Origin of the sequence: Streptomyces sp. NPDC006743 (genome assembly GCF_040703815.1) — a bacterium.
Taxonomy (GTDB): Bacteria; Actinomycetota; Actinomycetes; order Streptomycetales; family Streptomycetaceae; genus Streptomyces.
In genome coordinates this window covers 40,402-58,141 of record NZ_JBEYJA010000035.1, presented here as the reverse complement: position 1 = coordinate 58,141, position 17,740 = coordinate 40,402, and the positions used below count along the sequence as shown (strand labels likewise).

Genomic DNA, 17,740 nt, shown 5'->3' with positions numbered 1-17,740 from the left:
GGCTCGGGCGACAACGGTGGCTCGGGCGACAACGGTGGCTCCGGTGACAACGGCGGGTCCGGTGACAACGGTGGCTCGGGCGACAACGGTGGCTCGGGCGACAACGGTGGCTCCGGTGACAACGGCGGGTCCGGTGACAACGGTGGCTCGGGCGACAACGGTGGCTCCGGTGACAACGGTGGCTCCGGTGACAACGGTGGCTCGGGCGACAGCGGCGGCTCGGGCGACAGCGGCGGGTCCGGCGACAACGGTGGCTCGGGCGACAACGGCGGGTCCGGCGACAACGGCGGCTCGGGCGACAACGGTGGCTCGGGCGACAACGGTGGCTCGGGCGACAACGGCGGCTCGGGCGACAACGGCGGGTCCGGCGACAACGGCGGCAACGGTGGCGGCACCGGCGGCAACGGTGGCGGCAACGGTGGTGGCGACACCTCCGGTGGCACCACCCCCGACGGTGGCAGCAGCAACAACACCGTTCCGCAGGAGCAGGGCACCTCGGCCCTGACCGACACCGGCTCGGACACCACCGCGGACACGTCGAACGCCGCCCCCCAGGGCAACGGCAAGGCGCTGGCCGAGACCGGTGCGGGCCAGACCGCGTTCCTGCTGATCGGCGCCGCGACGATGATCGCCGGCGGCATCGGCTTCCGCGTGCTGCCGCGCGTGATGGCGGGCCGCGGCGGCGCCGCCGCCTGAGCGTGCCCACAGCCCCACGGGGTGTGACCGACGCACGGTGAGGGGCCCGGAGCGGACAACCGCTCCGGGCCCCTTCGCCCTGTCCGACTCGAGGACCGCGGCTACGCGGTCTGGTGCGCCAGCAGCGCCACCCCGGCGATCAGCACCGCCAGCAGTGCGACCAGCGCCATCGGGTTCAGCCCGGCGAGGAAGTTGTTCTCCTGCTGCAGCCGCTCGCGGTTCGCGCGGCACACGGGGCACCGGCCCTCGCTCACGGGCGCCGCGCAGTTCGCGCACACCAGCCGGTCGTACGTCATGCGCTCGCCCTCCTCGCACCGATTACATCCCGACAACGTCCGCGGCGCCGCGAACGTTCCCCTCTCCACCATGCCAGGTTCCCCGGATTTCAGCGCGGGGTCCTCCGGGATCCCGCCGGGAGGGACGTACGGCGAGGACGAGAAGACAAAACGCACAACTGTCCCCAACCCCGACCGGTGACTGCGCTCGCACACCCGACTCGCGTATGGTCACGCTCATCTACCCCCGGCGACCCGTGGTGCATCCGTGATCCGATTCGACAATGTCTCCAAGGTCTACCCCAAGCAGACCCGCCCCGCTCTCAGGGATGTCTCCCTGGAAGTCGAGAAGGGCGAGTTCGTGTTCCTCGTGGGGTCCTCCGGCTCCGGAAAGTCCACCTTCCTGCGGCTGATCCTCCGCGAGGAGCGGTGCAGCCACGGTCAGGTGCACGTCCTGGGCAAGGACCTCGCGCGGCTGTCCAACTGGAAGGTGCCGCAGATGCGCCGCCAGCTGGGCACCGTGTTCCAGGACTTCCGCCTGCTGCCGAACAAGACGGTCGCGGAGAACGTGGCCTTCGCGCAGGAGGTCATCGGCAAGTCGAAGGGCGAGATCCGCAAGTCCGTGCCGCAGGTGCTGGACCTCGTCGGGCTCGGCGGCAAGGAGGACCGCCGGCCGGGCGAGTTGTCCGGCGGTGAGCAGCAGCGCGTCGCCATCGCGCGGGCGTTCGTGAACCGGCCCAAGCTGCTGATCGCCGACGAACCCACCGGCAACCTCGACCCGCAGACCTCCGTAGGCATCATGAAGCTGCTCGACCGGATCAACCGGACGGGCACCACCGTGGTGATGGCGACCCACGACCAGAACATCGTGGACCAGATGCGCAAGCGCGTCATCGAGCTGGAGAAGGGCCGCCTCGTCCGCGACCAGGCGCGCGGCGTCTACGGCTACCAGCACTGAGAAGTCCACGACGGAAAGGCTTGACCAGACGCCATGCGCGCCCAGTTCGTCCTGTCGGAGATCGGTGTCGGTCTCCGCCGCAACCTGACGATGACGTTCGCCGTCATCGTCTCCGTGGCCCTGTCCCTGGCCCTGTTCGGCGGCTCGCTGCTGCTGAGCGACCAGGTGACCAAGATGAAGGGCTACTGGTACGACAAAGTCAACGTGTCGATCTTCCTCTGCAACAAGAGCAACGCCGAGTCCGACGCCAACTGCGCCAAGGGCGCGGTCACCGAGGACCAGAAGAAGGCGATCCTCGCCGACCTGCAGAAGATGCCGGTCGTGGAGAAGGTCACGTACGAGTCCCAGGACGAGGCGTACAAGCACTACAAGGAGCAGTTCGGACACTCCCCGCTGGCCGCCTCGATCACGCCGGACCAGATGCAGGAGTCGTACCGGATCAAGCTGAAGAACCCGGAGCAGTACCAGGTCATCGCCAGCGCCTTCAACGGCCGTGACGGCGTGCAGTCCGTGCAGGACCAGAAGAGCATCCTGGACAACCTCTTCACCCTGCTCGGCTATCTGAACTGGGCCGCCCGGGGCGTGATGGCGGTGATGCTCACCGTGGCGACGCTGCTGATCGTCAACACCGTGCGGGTCTCCGCGTTCAGCCGCCGCCGGGAGACCGGGATCATGCGCCTGGTGGGCGCCTCCGGCTTCTACATCCAGGCGCCGTTCATCATGGAGGCCGCCGTCTCCGGGCTGATCGGCGGCCTGCTGGCCTCCTCCTTCCTGGTGACCGTGCAGTACTTCGTGATCGACCACGGAGTGGCGCTGTCCTCCAAGCTCCAGCTGATCAACTTCGTGGGCTGGGACGCGGTCCTCACCAAGCTCCCGCTCATCCTCGCCGCGAGTTTCCTGATCCCCGCGCTCGCCGGGTTCCTCGCGCTGCGCAAGTACCTGAAGGTCTGACACACGACGACGGGGCCGCACCGCCGAGCGCGCGTGCGGCCCCGTCGCGTTGTCCTAGACTCACCGCCATGTCAGGCCGTGACCCGTTCTGCCCGCCCCGCCGCAGCCGCTCCGGGGCAGGTCTGACGTTGGTGTTCGTGGGGGTCCTCGTGGCCGGGGCGGCGACCGGTTCGCTGCCGGGGCACGAGCGCAAGTCCGCTGCGGCGGCAGGCCGTTCGGCGCCGCCCGGGTACGCGGACGGGCCGTCGTCCGGCTCCTCCGCCGCCTCCGGGCCGCCGGCCGCCGCGGACGGCCACGAGCAGGTGGCGCGGGCCGCCGCCGAGGCCATGGCCGCGGGCAAGTCCCCGATGGAGGCCGCCGAGCACGCCGTCAGCCGCAGCGGCGACCGCTGGGGTGCCGTCTACTCCCCGGGCGACTTCGCGCAGTTCCAGGATTCCCTGGCCGGCCGGTACACCGGCGTGGGCCTGTGGGCGCGGCGCGAGCGGGACGGCCGGATCGACGTGATGAAGGTGCAGACCGGCTCGCCCGCCGCCGACGCGGGGATCAGGGCCGGTGACCGGCTGCGCAGTGTGGACGGGGAGAAGGTGGACGGGCTGCCCGTCACCGACGTCGTCTCCTTGCTGCGCGGTGACGCCGAGGGCGCGGCCGCCGGCACCTCGGTCACCCTGGGGCTCGAGCGCGGCACGCGCACCTGGACGCGCACGCTGCGGCGGGCCCGGCTGTCGACGGACCCCGTCACCGTGCGGCGGCTCGCCGACGGGACGACGGTCATCAGGATCAGCGCCTTCACCCGGGGCGTCGGCGACAAGGTCCGTACGGCCGTACGGACCGCGCGGCCCGGCTCCGGGATCATCCTGGACCTGCGCGGCAACTCCGGCGGTCTGGTCACCGAGGCGGTCACCACCGCCTCCGCCTTCCTCGACGGCGGCCTGGTCGCCACCTACGACGTCGACGGCGAGCAGCGCGCCCTGCACGCCGAGCCCGGCGGCGACACGTCCAGGCCGCTGGTCGCGCTCGTCGACGGCGGCACGATGAGCGCGGCCGAGATGCTCACCGGGGCGCTCCAGGACCGCGGCAGGGCCGTCGTCGTCGGCTCCCGGACCTTCGGCAAGGGCTCGGTGCAGATGCCGACGCGGCTGCCCGACGGGTCGGTCGCCGAGCTGACCGTCGGCCACTACCGCACCCCGGGCGGGCGCGGCGTGGACGGCCGCGGCATCACCCCCGACCTGGACGCGGGGCGCGACCCGGTGGGCCGGGCCCGTACGGTCCTGACCGGACTGGGCGACCCGTCCTGACCCGGCGGCCCGGCCGGCCGGTCCGGGTGAGCCCCAGGGAACCGGGGGCGTGGGGGAAATGGACTTTCCGCGCACCCCCTGTGTGGTGCCAAAATGGTCGGCACTATGGCTAAGGAAAAAGGGCGCAAGCTGATCGCGCAGAACAAGAAGGCGCGGCACGACTACCACATCCTCGACACCTACGAGGCCGGTCTGGTCCTCACCGGCACCGAGGTGAAGTCGCTGCGCCAGGGGCGGGCCTCGCTGGTCGACGGCTTCGTGCAACTGGACGATCACGAGGCGTGGCTCCACAACGTGCACGTCCCGGAGTACAGCCAGGGCACGTGGACCAACCACAGTGCCCGGCGCAAGCGGAAGCTGCTGCTGCACCGCGAGGAGATCGAGAAGCTGGAGGCGAAGTCCCAGGAGACGGGCCACACCATCGTGCCCCTCGCCCTGTACTTCAAGGACGGCCGCGCCAAGGTCGAGATCGCGCTGGCGAAGGGCAAGAAGGAGTACGACAAGCGGCAGACCCTGCGCGAGAAGCAGGACCGGCGCGAGGCGGAGCGGGCGATGTCGGCGGTGCGGCGCAAGCAGCGGGCGTAGCGGGCGCCCGGCGGACGCGGGCAGGCCAGGACGCCAGGACGCCGGGAATAAGCTGGCAAGGACCCGCGTTGGTCACGTACGATGGCATCGCACCGCACAGCCGGTGCAGGCTCCCTTCTCCGGAAGGGTCCCTCTCCGGAGGGTTTGAAAAATCAACATGGGGATGATCGGTTTCGACAGCGGCTGTCGAAGCAGGGGAAGCGTGTCGAGGAAGCGGCCATGATCTCGTAAACCACAGGCCGAAAAAAATAATCGCCAATACCAAGCGCGATTCCTCCCAGCAGGCCTTCGCCCTCGCTGCCTGATCTCAGGTAGCGACCGCGAGCCTCCTATAAGGGAGTGTCAGCCCGGGGCTGTTCCCGACCCGGATCCTGGCATCAGCTAGGGGACTAAACCTTGATCCCGGTCACGGGGTGAAGAGGGAAACCAAACAGTGACTGAGCCCGTCGGAGACTTGTCCGCGTGATCTCCGGGGCCGAGAAAATCGAAGCGGACTGCACACGGAGAAGCCCTGGTTCCGCACCGTTGGACGCGGGTTCGATTCCCGCCATCTCCACTCGCCCGCACCCGCGGGTACCCCATGTGAGACAAGGCCCTGCCACTTCCGAGCGGCGGGGCCTTCGTCGTGCGGGCGGTGCCCCCTACAGGTAGGTCACCTGGTGCACGTGCAGGCATTCGTGCCGGGGCACCACCAAATACAGGAAGAACCCGCCGGGTACGTGGGCGACGTCGCCCTTCGGGCCCGTGCCCTGGTATGCCGTGCCCTCGAGGTAGAAGGCCGCGGCGGCACGGACCAGTTAGTCGGCCTTCTTCTCGACCTCCGCCACGAGTGAGGGCGGGGCACCCCCGATGACGTGAACCTCGCTGGGGTCGTACTCCCACCGCCAGTTCAAGCGGACACCGCCTGTCGGGCCTCGGCCTCGACCGCGTGCAGTTCGTCCATCGCGGTGCGGAACTCGGGGGCGTCCTTGCCGCTGCTCTCGTTGAGGGCAGTGAGCGCGGCGTGGTGGCGCGCGTGGAGGTCCGGGCGTCGTTCGATCTCGACCTGGACCTGCCAGTGGGTGAGCCAGTGCTGGAGGTGGCCGATCCTGCCGTCCTGGATGGCGGTGGCCAGCGCCTGCTCCTTGTGCTGTTCCATCTCACCCAGCCGGTGCGGAGCGACAGGGGCCAGGGCGACCCGGACCGCCTCGGGGGAGCGTTCGGGGCGCGGGACGAGTTCGTGTCCCTGCTCGGGATGCGTGGTCACGCCGGGCTCCTTCGGTGTGCTGTGTGCCCACGGTACTGGCAACCACCGACATCAGCAGGCGGTCCGAGGACACGCGTCCAGCTCGAACCAGACCGTCTTGCCGATCCCGCAGGGCCGGGGTTCCGCTCCCCAGTCGTCCGCCAGTTCGGCCACCAGGGCCAGGCCCCGGCCGGACTCGTCCTCCCATGACGCCTCGCGGGGGACCGGCAGGCTCTCGTTCGCGTCGGTGACCGTGACGCGCAGCCGGCCCGTGTCGTCCAGCACGCAGCGGGCCCAGATCTCGCGCCCCGGCGCCGTCCGCGCGTGCCGGTACGCGTTCGTCATCAGCTCGCTCAGCAGCAGTACGGCCGTCTCCGTCACCTCCTGCGGAACCTTCCACGAAGCCATCTGCTCCCGCAGGTACGTCCGCGCCCGCCCCACGCTGCGGGCGTGGCGCGGCATGCGCCACTCGATGTCACGGGGCAGCGCGCCGGGCGAGCGGCGGGGCGTGGTGCTGGGGGAGGGCGTCGTCGGCATGGGCGTGGGGTTCCTCGCGGGGGGTACGTGTGGGCTCCGTCGTTCGGCGGCACCAGGCTGCGGGCCGCCGCGCCGTCCCGGGAGTGCCCGCGGCGGTACGCGGCGCGGCTGTACACGGACCGTGCGGTGCACGGCGGCCCGCGATGAGATCATGAGGGCTCAGCAACTACACCGCTGTAGAGGAACGCACGCACATGTTCGAACAGCTCAAGAACCTGAAGAACCTCAAGGACAAGGTCGAGGACCTCGCCGAGACCCACGGCGACAAGATCTCCGCCGGTCTGGAGAAGGCCGGCGACTTCATCGACGGCAAGACCGGCGGCAAGCACCACGACAAGATCGACTCCGCCGTCGACAAGGCCCAGGACTACATCGGGAAGCTGGCGGAGAAGGACGAGAAGGGTCCGGAGAAGGACTCCGGGAAGACGGACTGAGCCGTCGGCCGCGCGCCCTTGCGGGTGTAACCCGGCCGAACCGCGGAAACGCCCCGTGGCCGGTGGCTAGCCTCATGGTGGCGAGTCGGGTACACAGCGTGTACGTACGCGCTGTGTCGGCGGGAGGCGGGTGAGGGCGCGTGGCCACGGGGGAGTCCCAGCAGGCGCAGCAGAACTGGCGGTACTGCGGCGGTCAGATCAAGCTGTGGCGCGAGGAGGCCCAGGTCAGCCGTCAGGCCTTGGCGGAGGAGGCCGGGTACGACTACGAGTACGTCAAGTCGATGGAGTGCGGGCGGCGCAGGCCGACGTTGCGGTTGTTGCAGATCGCGGATCAGTTGTGCGGGGCGCGGGGGAAGTTGCTGGCGGGGCACGAGTTTCTGAAACCGGAGCGGTACCTCTCGTACGCCGAGGACTACGTCCAGTACGAGGCCGAGGCGGTTGTGCTCAGTTCCTATCAGCCTCTGCTGATCCCGGGACTGCTCCAGACCGAGGAGACCATCAGGGCTTACCTCAACACCCACTTCCCTCCGTTGGATGACGAGACGATCGAAGAGCGGCTCACAGGCCGCTTGGAGCGTCAATCGCTGCTTGAGCAGCGGACCAAAGCCTTCAATTTCGTCATCGGAGAGCTGGCTCTGCGTAACCAGGTGGGTGGAACCGGCGCGCATGGAAGGCAACTGCGCAGGTTGAACGAGGCGGGCGAGTCGCGCAACGTAACTATCCAGGTGCTGACCTTCGACGGCGCAGGACCCGAACTCGACGGACCCTTCGTGCTGTTGGAGACGGCCGAGCATGAAGCGTTGGTCTACGAGGAAGGGCAAGCGACCGCAAGGCTGTACGCCGACCTCGATAAGGTGAGTACGGTCGCCCAGCGTCATGCGATGATCCTTCGGAAGGCGCTCAGCCCTGACGAGTCGGCGCGTTTCATCGGAAGGTTGGCGGAGGAGCTATGTCCACCGAGCTGATGTGGTTCAAGTCCAGCTACAGCAGCACCGGCGGCGGCGAATGCCTGGAACTCGCCTACGCGTGGCGCAAATCCAGCTACAGCGACTCGGAGGGCAGCAGCGCCTGCCTCGAAGTCGCCGCCACCCCCCACACCATCCACATCCGCGACTCGAAGCTCGGGGCTCGAAGCCCCCGTTTCTCCGTGGGCGCCGATGCCTGGTCGGCCTTCCTCACGCTCGCTGCCTGCGACGAAGCCTGAGCCCCGGGCTCCGGGCCGCGAGACCCGAGCCGCTTCTTGAAGGAATGGGCGGTAGGCCTCAACCCACCCTCCCGCCCTCCCCGTTCCCGCCATGCTGACTTTTCGTGAGCGAGTTGCGACGCACGGTCGCGACCCTCTAGCGTTCGCAGCAACAAACGACCCCGGTCGGGTGCTACCAACACCCGCCGGGGTCTCACCCTCAGATCGAACGCGAGTCGACCCGTGGCTGACGGAAACCTTATCGCTGCCCTGCCCGCACGCGCAGCGCATCCCCTGGCCAAGCCTGGTTACGGCAAGCGGTCCGCCCCGGACCAGGGGCCGCCCCGCGCGGGCGACTTCGACCGGCTGCACGCCCGCGCGGCGTACCTCGCGAGCCTGATCGACCGGCTCGACGAGAACGCGGCGATGGACGCGAAGACCCTCGCCAAGGCGCAACCGCTCTACGGCCAGCAGGCGGTGCGCTCGGCGCTCAACGAGCTGAGCGCGGCGGGGCACTTGCGGCGCGTACGGCGGCGGGTCGCCCCGGCCGACGGCGCGGCGACCGGCACGCGCTGGGTGTTCCTGACGTACTGGTCCCGTACCGCACGGGATGACGAGTGGTGGGCGCGGCTCGTGGAGGGTGACGTGCCGGGCGCGTCCGCCTCCGCGCCCGAGAGCGGGGCCCGCACTCCGGCTGAGCCGCCGTCCGCAACCACCACCGATGACCGACCCTCGACCGCCCGCGACACCCTCGCCCGTCTCGGCCTGCACGACCCCCGCCTCGCCCTCTCCGCCGCCGACTGCGCGGCACTGGAGGAGCAGGCGGCCGAATGGCTGAGGCGCGGAGTGAGCCCGGATCACCTCACGCGCGTCCTGGTCACCGGCCTGCCCGACCACGTCCACGCGCCCGGGGCGTTCGTACGGCGCCGGCTCGTGGACAAGCTGCCGCCCGCCCCGACCGGCCCGCAGGCACCCGCCGCGCCTCCCGCCCTCATGGAGTGCACGGACTGCCGCGTCCCCGGCCGCCCGGAAGCCCTGCGGGGAGGCCTCTGCCGGGCCTGCCGGGACGGGAGCGGGACCGCGCCCTCGGTGTCGCGGGCCCCGGTCCGCGCAGCGGCCCCCGCCCCGGGCCTCCTGCCACCGCACGCCGTACGGGCCCGCGCCGCCGATGCTCGCGCGGCCATCCGCCGCAAGGAACCTGAAACCTGCGGAAAGAACTTGCTCACCTGACGCGCGGGGACGGGCCTGGTGGCGGCCCTGGTGGCCGGCCTGACGGCCCCGGCCGTACAGCGGGCAGTGGGCGAGTCCCTGTGCGAACCCTTTACGCCCCCGTCCCGCCTGAGTAATCTCCCCGCAGAAACTTGCAGCGCCTTTCGCAAGGTTCTGCGGTCGAGTGGCGTGTCTCGGCCCTCAGTTCAGCCACCCGCTCAGCCGTTCCGCCGCTCGCCCCAGCTCCCCCCGTGGCCGTACGGGAGCTTCGTGCTGCCCGGCGGACCCGTCCGAGGAGCCCTCGATGGAGAGAACCCGACCCCGACCACCGCTGTTCAGACCCTTCCGCAGGACAACGCGGCGGGGCGCAGCCACCGCCCTGGCCTCCGTGGCCGCCCTGGCCGCGGGCCTGCTCGCAGCCGGGACGCCCGCCTCCGGTGCCACGGGCGACACCACCGCCACAACCACCACCGGCACCACCACCGCGACCGTCTTCTACTACACCAAGACCCGCGCCTGGTCCTCGTACTACCTGCACTGGGCACCGGACGGCGGCAGCTGGACCACCGTGCCGGGCGTGCGGATGGAGGCCGCCTGCACGGACTGGGTGAAGCAGACCGTCGACGTGGGGTCGGCGGCCGGGCTCCAGGCCACCTTCAACAACGGCACCGGCACCTGGGACAACAACGGCGGCAAGAACTACGACCTGGGCAGCGGCACCGTCACCGTCAAGGACGGCGTCGTCGCGCACAGCGACCCGTGCGGCGCCGACAACGGAGGCCAGGGCGGTGGCAGCGGCGCGCAGAGCGCCACCGTCTTCTACGCCACGACCGGCACCGGCTGGTCCACCGTCAACCTGCACTGGGCACCGAACGGCGGCGCCTGGACCACGGCTCCCGGCGTCGCCATGGACACGGCCTGCACCGGCTGGGTGAAGAAGACCGTCGACCTGGGCACGGCGACGGGCTGGCAGGCCACCTTCAACAACGGCAACGGCACCTGGGACAACAACAACGGCGCCAACTACGCGCTGACCGGCGGCCTCAGCACCGTCAAGGCGGGCAAGGTCACCAAGGACGCGAAGGACCCCTGCGCGGCCACCGCCCCCGACACCACCGCGCCCACCGTGCCCGCCTCCCTGAAGGCCGCCGCGACCGGCACCTCCGTCGTGCTGACCTGGGAACCCTCCACCGACGACACCGCCGTCACCGGCTACCAGGTCACCCGCACGGGCGGGAGCAAGGGCACGGCGGTGATCAGCACCGGCTCCACCGTCTACTCCGACACCGGGCTCGAAGCGGACACCCCGTACACGTACACGGTCCGGGCGGTCGACGCGGCGGGCAACACCTCCGCCGCCTCCGCGCCGGCGAACGCGACGACCGGCCAGGCGCCGCCCCCGGCCCAGCAGGGCACCATGCTCGGCGGGGACCCGCGCAAGGACCCGATCTACTTCGTGCTGACCGCCCGCTTCTACGACGGCGACAGCGGCAACGACCGCGGCGGCAGCCAGGACGTCACCTCCGGCAACGCGGCCGACCACGACCCCATGTTCCGCGGCGACTTCAAGGGCCTGGTCGAGAAACTCGACTACATCAAGGCCCTCGGCTTCTCGGCGGTCTGGATCACCCCCGTGGTCCTCAACCGCTCCGACTACGACTACCACGGCTACCACGGCTGGGACTTCTACAAGGTGGACCCGCGCCTGGAGTCGGCGGGCGCCTCCTACCAGGACCTCATCAACGCCGCCCACGCCAAGGGCATGAAGATCTACCAGGACGTCGTCTACAACCACAGCTCCCGCTGGGGCGCCAAGGGCCTGTTCGTGCCGACCGTGTACGGCGTGCGCGACTCCCAGTGGTCCTGGTACTACGACGAGAAGCAGCCGGGCTTCGAGTACGACGGGCTGACCGTCGAGCCCAAGTCGGGCAAGTCCTACTACAACGGCGACCTGTGGTCGACCGCGGAACCCTCCGGCAACACCTGCCTGAACTGGGGCAGGCCCACCGGCCAGAAGAGCCCCGAGGGCTACACGCTCTACAACTGCCAGTGGCCCAGCCCCACCAGCGGCATGTTCCCCTCGAAGTACTACCACCAGTGCTGGATCGGCAACTGGGAGGGCGAGGACTCCCGCTCCTGCTGGCTCGCCGACGACCTCGCCGACTTCAACACCGAGAACCCCGAGGTGCAGAACTACCTCATCGGCGCCTACGACAAGTACATCGACATGGGCGTCGACGGCTTCCGCCTCGACACCGCCGTGCACATCCCCCGCCTCACCTGGAACCGCCGCTTCCTGCCCGCCGTCCAGCAGCGCGTGGCGCAGGACTGGGGGCCGGACAAGGCGCAGGACTTCTTCGTCTTCGGCGAGGTCGGCGCGTTCGTCAACGACAAGTGGAACCGCGGCTCGGTCAACCACTCCGCGCAGTTCTACACCTGGAAGGAACGCAAGGAGTACACCGCCGACGACACCCAGGCCGCCCTCGACCAGTACACCTACGAGGAGCAGCTGGGCACCGGGCAGCAGCCCACCTCCACCAACGCCTTCCTGAACGGCAACAGCTACCACACGCCCGACCACTCGAAGTTCTCCGGCATGAACATCATCGACATGCGCATGCACATGAACTTCGGTGACGCGCACAACGCCTTCTCCAACGGCAAGGACTCCGACGACTCCACCAACGACGCCACGTACAACGTCGTCTACGTCGACAGCCACGACTACGGACCCAACAAGTCGAGCGTGCGCTACGACGGAGGGCAGGACGCCTGGGCCGAGAACATGGCCCTGATGTGGACCTTCCGCGGCATCCCGACCCTGTACTACGGCTCGGAGATCCAGTTCCAGGCCGGGAAGACCATCGACTGCGGCCCGCGCTGCCCGCTGGCCACCACCGGCCGCGCGTACTACGGCGACCACCTCGAAGGCACCGTCACCGCCTCCCGGTTCTCCCAGGCCGACAGCGCGAGCGGGGCGGTCGCCACCACCCTGGCTCAGCCCCTGGTCAAGCACCTTCAGCGGCTGAACCAGATCCGGCGCGCCGTGCCCGCGCTCCAGATGGGCCAGTACTCCACCGAGGGCGTCTCGGGCGGCGGCATGAACTTCAAGCGCCGCTACACCGACGCGGCCGGCGGCGTGGACAGTTTCGCGCTGGTCGCCGTCACCGACGGTGCCACCTACACCGGCATCCCGAACGGCACGTACAAGGACGCCGTCACCGGGGACGTCCGGCAGGTCACCGCCGGCACCCTGACCGTCGCCGCCCCGGGCAAGGGCGACCTGCGGGTCTACGTGCTCGACCTGGGCGGCAAGAACGCGGCGCCCGGCAAGGTCGGCACCGACGGGCCGTACCTGAAGTAGGAGCGACTGAAGACACCTGAGAGGCGGAACGGGTCTGAAGGGGGCCCGACCGAGCCTGAAGGGCACCGCCCCTGCCGGAGAGACCGGACGGAGACGAGGCGACCGAAACCGGATGGTTTCCAGCCAACGGCGAATCGGTCAATTCCGTTCACCATTGATCTTTCACGGTGGGGGCGTCCTCCGCGGGCGTACGTTCATGACCGCCGAGCACGGTGTGACAAGGGGGGCGCTCGGGCAGGTGGGGGCCTGTTCCGGCGACGCGGGCTCGGGGTCGTAGGCGCGCCCGGAACACTCCCGTGGGGGAAAGAACGTGCGCGTGAAAAAGGGGCTGGAACAAGCCCAACCCGTATGGCCCGAAGCCGCGTCGGCGACTGGACCGGTGCCTGTCGCCGACGGCGGCGCGCCGGACGCGCCGAGCGCTCAGGGGGGCGACGGCGCCCAGAGATTCCCGGAGACCGGTGCCGTGCCCGCGCTGCGGGTCGAGGACCCGTGGCAGGAGCCCCGGCCCCGCGGCCCCGTCCCGGACGAGCTGACCGTCCGGCTCGACCGCACCGGACGCACCGCAAGTGCCGGGGAGGAGCCGGACGGCCGCGGCGGGGAGCGGGGGCCCGGCGGCTGTGACGGGCCGGTCTTCGTCGACGCGTCCGGCCGCCGCAGCCGCCGGTTCCGCCGGATCGGGATGGCGGCCGGGCTGAGCTGCGCGGTCTACGCCGCCGTCATCGTCGTCACCCTCGCGTCCGGCAACTCGGCCGCACCCTGGCTGCCCGTGCCGGGCCAGGCGGACGACCGGCCCGCGAGCAAGGTCGACACCTCGGCGGAGCCGTCGGACCCGGCCGGTGCGCCCGGTGCGGGTACGGGCGCCGGGGTGGGGGTGGGCGTCGCCGTACCGGGTGCGCCGGGCACGTCCGGGCTGCCGGGGGTGCCCGGCGTGTCCGCACCGGCCGCCGGCGGCGCCGGGCCGACGCCGGGCGCCACCGGTGCCGCGGCCGGTCCGTCCGCCGGGCCGCACCGGCCGGGAGCCTCGACGCCCCCGCGGTCGGCCACCTCGGGAACCGCCGGGGCCCGGCCGCCGGGTCCGGGCACGGGCGGCGGCCCGGTCACCGAGCCGAGCCCGCCACCGGCCACCCCGTCGACCGGACCGGCGGCACCGGGCACCGGGGACGGCGGCTCGCCCAGCCCCGACCCGTCGGCCTCGGCGGGCGACGCCGGCGGTGGGGGCGGAAGCGGCGGCGGCAGCGGGGTGGGCAGCGGTGCCAGTGGCGCCGGCGGTTCCGGCGCGCCGGGAACGGTCGCGGACGGTCCCGGCACCCCGGTGCCGGTGACGTCGGCCCCCGGCCCCACCGGAGCCCCCGGACCCACCACCGCGCCCGGCCCGAGCACGGCCCCGGGCCCCGCCACCGGCACGCCCGCGGCCCCCGCCTCCCCGGAGCACCTCGCCTGATGGCCGCCCACCGTGATATCGGCTCCGACTCCGGCCGTCCCGCCGGCCCCGGTGTTCCGGGCCGCCGGGCCGCCGGCCGCTCCGGTGCCCGGCCTCGTCCCCGCTCCCGTTCCCGCCGCGTCCCCGCCCGCCGGCGGTTCCGGCTTCCGCTGCGGCTGCTCGTGCCCGTGCTCCTCCTCGCCGCGCTGATGGCGATGCTGGTGCTGCGCGGGTACGTGCACAGCGAGGTCCTGGCCGACCACCGCGTCCGGCCCGAGGCGGCCACCGACCGGGTGCCCGGCCGGATCCTCGCAGGCGGCCCGGTCATCGACACCCGGCACGGGCGGGCGACCAGCCTGCGCGTGCCCCGCCACCGGCTCGTCCTCACCTTCGACGACGGCCCCGACCCGACCTGGACGCCCCAGGTGCTGGACGTGCTCAAGAAGCACCACGCGCACGCGGTCTTCTTCGTCACCGGCACCATGACCTCGCGCTACCCGGACCTCGTCCGGCGCATGGTCGCCGAGGGGCACGAGGTGGGACTGCACACCTTCAACCACCCCGACCTGTCCTACCAGTCCAAGCGGCGCATCGACTGGGAGCTGTCGCAGAACCAGCTCGCCATCACCGGCGCGGCCGGGGTGCGCACCTCGCTGTTCCGGCCGCCGTACTCCTCCTTCGCGAACGCCATGGACGACCGTTCCTGGCCGGTGACCGAGTACATCGGCAGCCGCGGCTACATCACCGTCGTCAACACCCTCGACAGCGAGGACTGGCAGAAGCCCGGCCCGGCGGAGATCGTCCGGCGGGCCACCCCGAAGGACGGCGAGGGCGCGGTCGTCCTCATGCACGACTCCGGCGGCGACCGCCACCAGACCGTGCGGGCACTCGACCGCTACCTGCCGGAACTCCAGGCGCGCGGCTACCGGTTCGACAACCTCACCGAGGCGCTCGGCGCCCCCAGCGCGCTCACCCCGGTCACCGGCGCCGGGCTGTGGGAGGGCAAGGCATGGATCTTCCTGGTCCAGGCCTCCGACGACCTCACCGACGGGCTGGGCGTGTGCCTGGCCCTGGTCGGCGCCCTGGTCATCGCCCGGTTCGCGCTGATGCTGCTGCTCTCCGCCGCGCACGCCCGGCGGGTGCGCCGCCCCGGTTTCCGCTGGGGCCCGCCGGTCACCGAACCGGTGTCCGTGCTGGTCCCGGCGTACAACGAGGCCAAGTGCATCGAGAACACGGTGCGTTCCCTGACGGCGGGCGAACACCCCGTGGAGATCGTGGTCGTGGACGACGGCTCGGCCGACGGCACGGCGGACCTCGTCGAGGCCATGGACCTGCCCGGCGTACGGGTGGTGCGCCAGCGCAACGCGGGCAAGCCCGCCGCCCTCAACCGCGGTATCGCGCACGCCTCCCACGACCTGATCGTCATGATGGACGGCGACACCGTCTTCGAGCCCGCCACCGTCCGCGAACTCGTCCAGCCGTTCGGCGACCAGGAGGTCGGCGCGGTGGCGGGCAACGCCAAGGTGGGCAACCGGGACACCCTCATCGGCGCCTGGCAGCACATCGAGTACGTGATGGGCTTCAACCTCGACCGCCGCATGTACGACGTCCTGCGCTGCATGCCGACGATCCCCGGCGCCATCGGCGCGTTCCGCCGCTCCGCCCTGGAGCAGGTCGGCGGCATGAGCGAGGACACCCTCGCCGAGGACACCGACATCACCATGGCGCTGCACCGCGCCGGCTGGCGTGTCGTCTACGCCGGGAACGCCCGCGCCTGGACCGAGGCCCCCGAGTCCGTCCAGCAGCTGTGGTCCCAGCGCTACCGCTGGTCCTACGGCACCATGCAGGCGATCTGGAAGCACCGCGGCGCACTGCTGGAGCGCGGCCCCTCCGGCCGCTTCGGCCGCGTGGGCCTGCCGCTGGTCTCCCTGTTCATGGTGGTCGCCCCGCTCCTGGCGCCGCTGATCGACCTGTTCCTCCTCTACGGCGTGATCTTCGGCCCGACCGCGAGGACGGTCGCCGCCTGGCTGGGCGTGCTCGCGATCCAGGCGTTCTGCGCGGCCTACGCCTTCCGGCTGGACCGCGAACGCATGACGCACCTGATATCGCTGCCGCTCCAGCAGATCCTCTACCGCCAGCTCATGTACGTCGTCCTGCTCCAGTCCTGGATCACCGCCCTCACCGGCGGCCGGCTGCGCTGGCAGAAGCTGCGCCGCACCGGCGTGGTGGAGGCCCCGGGCGGCCCCGCGCCCCGGGATCCCGGCGGCCCGCTGAGCACCCCGACCGCCCGGAGGCCGGTGGCATGACCCAGACCCTCGCCCCGAAGCCCGCCGCCGGTCCGCGCGGTCCGGCCGGCCGTGACCGCTACCTGGACCTGCTGCGTGCCCTCGCCCTGTTCCGGGTGGTCCTCTACCACCTGTTCGGCTGGGCCTGGCTGACCGTGCTCTTCCCGTCGATGGGCGTGATGTTCGCGCTGGCGGGGTCCCTCATGGCCCGCTCCCTGGACCGCCCCGCCCTGAGCGTGATCAAGGGCAGGCTGCGCAGGCTGCTGCCCCCGCTGTGGGCGTTCGGCGCGGTGCTGCTCCCGCTGATGCTGCTGGGCGGCTGGAACCCGCTGAAGGACCCCGACCTCGGCGGCGCCCTCGGGCCGGCCAGGCTGCTCGACTACGTCGTCCCGCTCGGCGCCCCGCCCTACCCCGCGCACCTGGGCTCCGACTCGGGCCTGCTGGAGGCGGCCTGGCCGGACGACGCGGCGGGACCGCTGTGGTACCTGCGGGCCTACCTCTGGTTCGTCGTGGCCTCCCCGCTGCTGCTGCGCGCGTTCCGCCGGGCGCCCTGGCCGACCCTGCTCGCCCCCCTCGCCCTCACCGCGGTGCTCGCCACGGGCCTGCTGCGGATCCCCGGTGAGACGGGGGAGGCGGTGACGGACTTCGCCGTGTACGGCGGCTGCTGGATGCTGGGCCTCGCCCATCACGAGGGCTTCCTGACGCGGGTCCCGCGCTACCTTGCCGTCTCCGCCGCCGCCCTGCTGATGGCGCTGGGCCTGTGGTGGGCCGCCGGTCACCAGGGCCCCGACGGCTGGGACCTGAACGACATCCCGCTCGCCCAGGCGGCCTGGTCCTTCGGCGCCGTCGTGATCCTGCTCCAGTACGCCCCGGCGTGGCGGGAGTTCCCGGCCCGGCTGCGCCGCTGGCGCAAGCTCATCACCCTCGCCAACAACCGGGCCGTCACCGTCTACCTCTGGCACAACCTCCTCATCACCATCACGGTCCCGCTCCTCGACCAGGCCTACGACCTGCCGTTCCTGCGGAGCGAGGGCGCCTCGTCGCTGCTCGACCGGACGTACGGCCTGTGGATGTCCGTGCTGGTGTGGCCGCTGATCGCCGCCGTGGTCCTCGCCTTCGGCTGGATCGAGGACCTGGCGGCCCGGCGCAGGCCACGGCTCTGGCCGACGGGGACGGAGCACCGGCGGCGGGCCGAACCCGCCCTCTCACCGCCGCACCCCGCGGCGTGAGACCGACGTTCCCTGGAGGTCACCCACCGCCACAGCGCCGAAACGCCGTCTTCCTACCTTCGGGAGCCAGGCACTCGGCACACGTGGAGGCGGG

General features: G+C 71.4%; 16 protein-coding genes and 1 other RNA gene. 14 read left to right on the top strand and 3 right to left on the bottom strand.

All coding sequences use genetic code 11. The features are described from left to right. Positions 1-696 (top strand): hypothetical protein (locus ABZ719_RS25395; protein ID WP_366727478.1); only part of this gene is annotated, 696 nt, incomplete at its 5' end. A 101-nt stretch (positions 697-797) separates the two neighbouring features. Here ABZ719_RS25395 and ABZ719_RS25390 read toward each other — a convergent pair. Next, a complete protein-coding gene (locus ABZ719_RS25390) occupies positions 798-992 on the bottom strand; it encodes a hypothetical protein (RefSeq protein ID WP_037862579.1) in 195 nt (64 codons plus the stop codon). Between the two features lie 247 nt (positions 993-1,239). On the opposite strand from ABZ719_RS25390, the gene ftsE reads away from it, so the two are divergent. The 5 genes from ftsE (at position 1,240) to ssrA (ending at position 5,319) form a co-directional block, all read left to right on the top strand. Further along, positions 1,240-1,929, top strand: a complete 690-nt coding sequence (ftsE, locus tag ABZ719_RS25385; protein ID WP_037862576.1) for a cell division ATP-binding protein FtsE — start codon at positions 1,240-1,242, stop codon at positions 1,927-1,929. 33 nt (positions 1,930-1,962) lie between these two features. Then, positions 1,963-2,880, top strand: a complete 918-nt coding sequence (gene ftsX / locus ABZ719_RS25380; RefSeq protein WP_037862573.1) for a permease-like cell division protein FtsX — start codon at positions 1,963-1,965, stop codon at positions 2,878-2,880. A gap of 68 nt (positions 2,881-2,948) precedes the next feature. After that, a complete protein-coding gene (locus tag ABZ719_RS25375) occupies positions 2,949-4,175 on the top strand; it encodes a S41 family peptidase (RefSeq protein ID WP_366727477.1) in 1,227 nt (408 codons plus the stop codon). A gap of 105 nt (positions 4,176-4,280) precedes the next feature. Next, positions 4,281-4,760: an SsrA-binding protein SmpB gene (smpB, locus tag ABZ719_RS25370; RefSeq protein ID WP_366727476.1), complete on the top strand. Its 480-nt coding sequence runs from the start codon at positions 4,281-4,283 to the stop codon at positions 4,758-4,760. 159 nt (positions 4,761-4,919) lie between these two features. Continuing rightward, positions 4,920-5,319, top strand: a transfer-messenger RNA (tmRNA) gene (gene ssrA / locus ABZ719_RS25365). Positions 5,320-5,649: 330 nt separating this feature from the next. Here ssrA and ABZ719_RS25360 read toward each other — a convergent pair. Together ABZ719_RS25360 and ABZ719_RS25355 are read right to left on the bottom strand one after the other, a co-directional pair. Continuing rightward, positions 5,650-6,006 (bottom strand): DUF6247 family protein, encoded by a 357-nt coding sequence (locus tag ABZ719_RS25360; protein ID WP_366727475.1) that lies wholly within the window; start codon positions 6,004-6,006, stop codon positions 5,650-5,652. A 51-nt stretch (positions 6,007-6,057) separates the two neighbouring features. Next, positions 6,058-6,522, bottom strand: coding sequence for an ATP-binding protein (locus tag ABZ719_RS25355; RefSeq protein WP_366727474.1), 465 nt, complete (start codon positions 6,520-6,522; stop codon positions 6,058-6,060). A 194-nt stretch (positions 6,523-6,716) separates the two neighbouring features. On the opposite strand from ABZ719_RS25355, the gene ABZ719_RS25350 reads away from it, so the two are divergent. From ABZ719_RS25350 to ABZ719_RS25315, 8 genes are all read left to right on the top strand, one after another. Next, complete coding sequence (locus ABZ719_RS25350; RefSeq protein ID WP_366727473.1) at positions 6,717-6,956, top strand: antitoxin; 240 nt, start codon at positions 6,717-6,719, stop codon at positions 6,954-6,956. 140 nt (positions 6,957-7,096) lie between these two features. Next, positions 7,097-7,921 carry a helix-turn-helix transcriptional regulator gene (locus tag ABZ719_RS25345; RefSeq protein WP_366727472.1) on the top strand — a complete coding sequence of 275 codons (825 nt, stop codon included), beginning with the start codon at positions 7,097-7,099 and terminating at the stop codon, positions 7,919-7,921. Then, entirely contained in the window at positions 7,906-8,160 is a 255-nt protein-coding gene (locus tag ABZ719_RS25340) for a DUF397 domain-containing protein (RefSeq protein WP_366727471.1), read from the top strand. The genes ABZ719_RS25345 and ABZ719_RS25340 overlap by 16 nt, the downstream gene beginning before the upstream one ends. 222 nt (positions 8,161-8,382) lie before the next feature. Further along, positions 8,383-9,369 (top strand): hypothetical protein, encoded by a 987-nt coding sequence (locus ABZ719_RS25335; RefSeq protein WP_366727470.1) that lies wholly within the window; start codon positions 8,383-8,385, stop codon positions 9,367-9,369. 283 nt (positions 9,370-9,652) lie between these two features. Continuing rightward, positions 9,653-12,712 carry a carbohydrate binding domain-containing protein gene (locus tag ABZ719_RS25330; RefSeq protein ID WP_366727469.1) on the top strand — a complete coding sequence of 1,020 codons (3,060 nt, stop codon included), beginning with the start codon at positions 9,653-9,655 and terminating at the stop codon, positions 12,710-12,712. A 379-nt stretch (positions 12,713-13,091) separates the two neighbouring features. Continuing rightward, the gene (locus ABZ719_RS25325) at positions 13,092-14,153 is read left to right on the top strand and encodes a translation initiation factor IF-2 (RefSeq protein WP_366727468.1); all 1,062 of its coding nucleotides are present in this window, start codon (positions 13,092-13,094) and stop codon (positions 14,151-14,153) included. A 188-nt stretch (positions 14,154-14,341) separates the two neighbouring features. Beyond that, positions 14,342-16,438, top strand: a complete 2,097-nt coding sequence (locus ABZ719_RS25320) for a glycosyltransferase (RefSeq protein ID WP_366727496.1) — start codon at positions 14,342-14,344, stop codon at positions 16,436-16,438. Continuing rightward, on the top strand, positions 16,435-17,646 hold the full coding sequence (locus ABZ719_RS25315) for an acyltransferase (protein WP_366727467.1): 1,212 nt from the start codon (positions 16,435-16,437) through the stop codon (positions 17,644-17,646). The genes ABZ719_RS25320 and ABZ719_RS25315 overlap by 4 nt, the downstream gene beginning before the upstream one ends. Positions 17,647-17,740: the final 94 nt, after the last annotated feature.

Excerpts from the sequence above, each read along its gene's own strand:
- ABZ719_RS25320 (WP_366727496.1), top strand. The coding sequence starts at position 14,342 with ATGGCGATGCTGGTGCTGCGCGGGTACGTGCACAGCGAGGTCCTGGCC.
- ABZ719_RS25340 (WP_366727471.1), top strand. The coding sequence starts at position 7,906 with ATGTCCACCGAGCTGATGTGGTTCAAGTCCAGCTACAGCAGCACCGGC.
- ABZ719_RS25315 (WP_366727467.1), top strand. The coding sequence starts at position 16,435 with ATGACCCAGACCCTCGCCCCGAAGCCCGCCGCCGGTCCGCGCGGTCCG.
- ABZ719_RS25355 (WP_366727474.1), bottom strand. The coding sequence starts at position 6,522 with ATGCCGACGACGCCCTCCCCCAGCACCACGCCCCGCCGCTCGCCCGGC.
- ABZ719_RS25350 (WP_366727473.1), top strand. The coding sequence starts at position 6,717 with ATGTTCGAACAGCTCAAGAACCTGAAGAACCTCAAGGACAAGGTCGAG.
- ABZ719_RS25375 (WP_366727477.1), top strand. The coding sequence starts at position 2,949 with ATGTCAGGCCGTGACCCGTTCTGCCCGCCCCGCCGCAGCCGCTCCGGG.
- ftsX (WP_037862573.1), top strand. The coding sequence starts at position 1,963 with ATGCGCGCCCAGTTCGTCCTGTCGGAGATCGGTGTCGGTCTCCGCCGC.
- ABZ719_RS25330 (WP_366727469.1), top strand. The coding sequence starts at position 9,653 with ATGGAGAGAACCCGACCCCGACCACCGCTGTTCAGACCCTTCCGCAGG.
- smpB (WP_366727476.1), top strand. The coding sequence starts at position 4,281 with ATGGCTAAGGAAAAAGGGCGCAAGCTGATCGCGCAGAACAAGAAGGCG.
- ABZ719_RS25390 (WP_037862579.1), bottom strand. The coding sequence starts at position 992 with ATGACGTACGACCGGCTGGTGTGCGCGAACTGCGCGGCGCCCGTGAGC.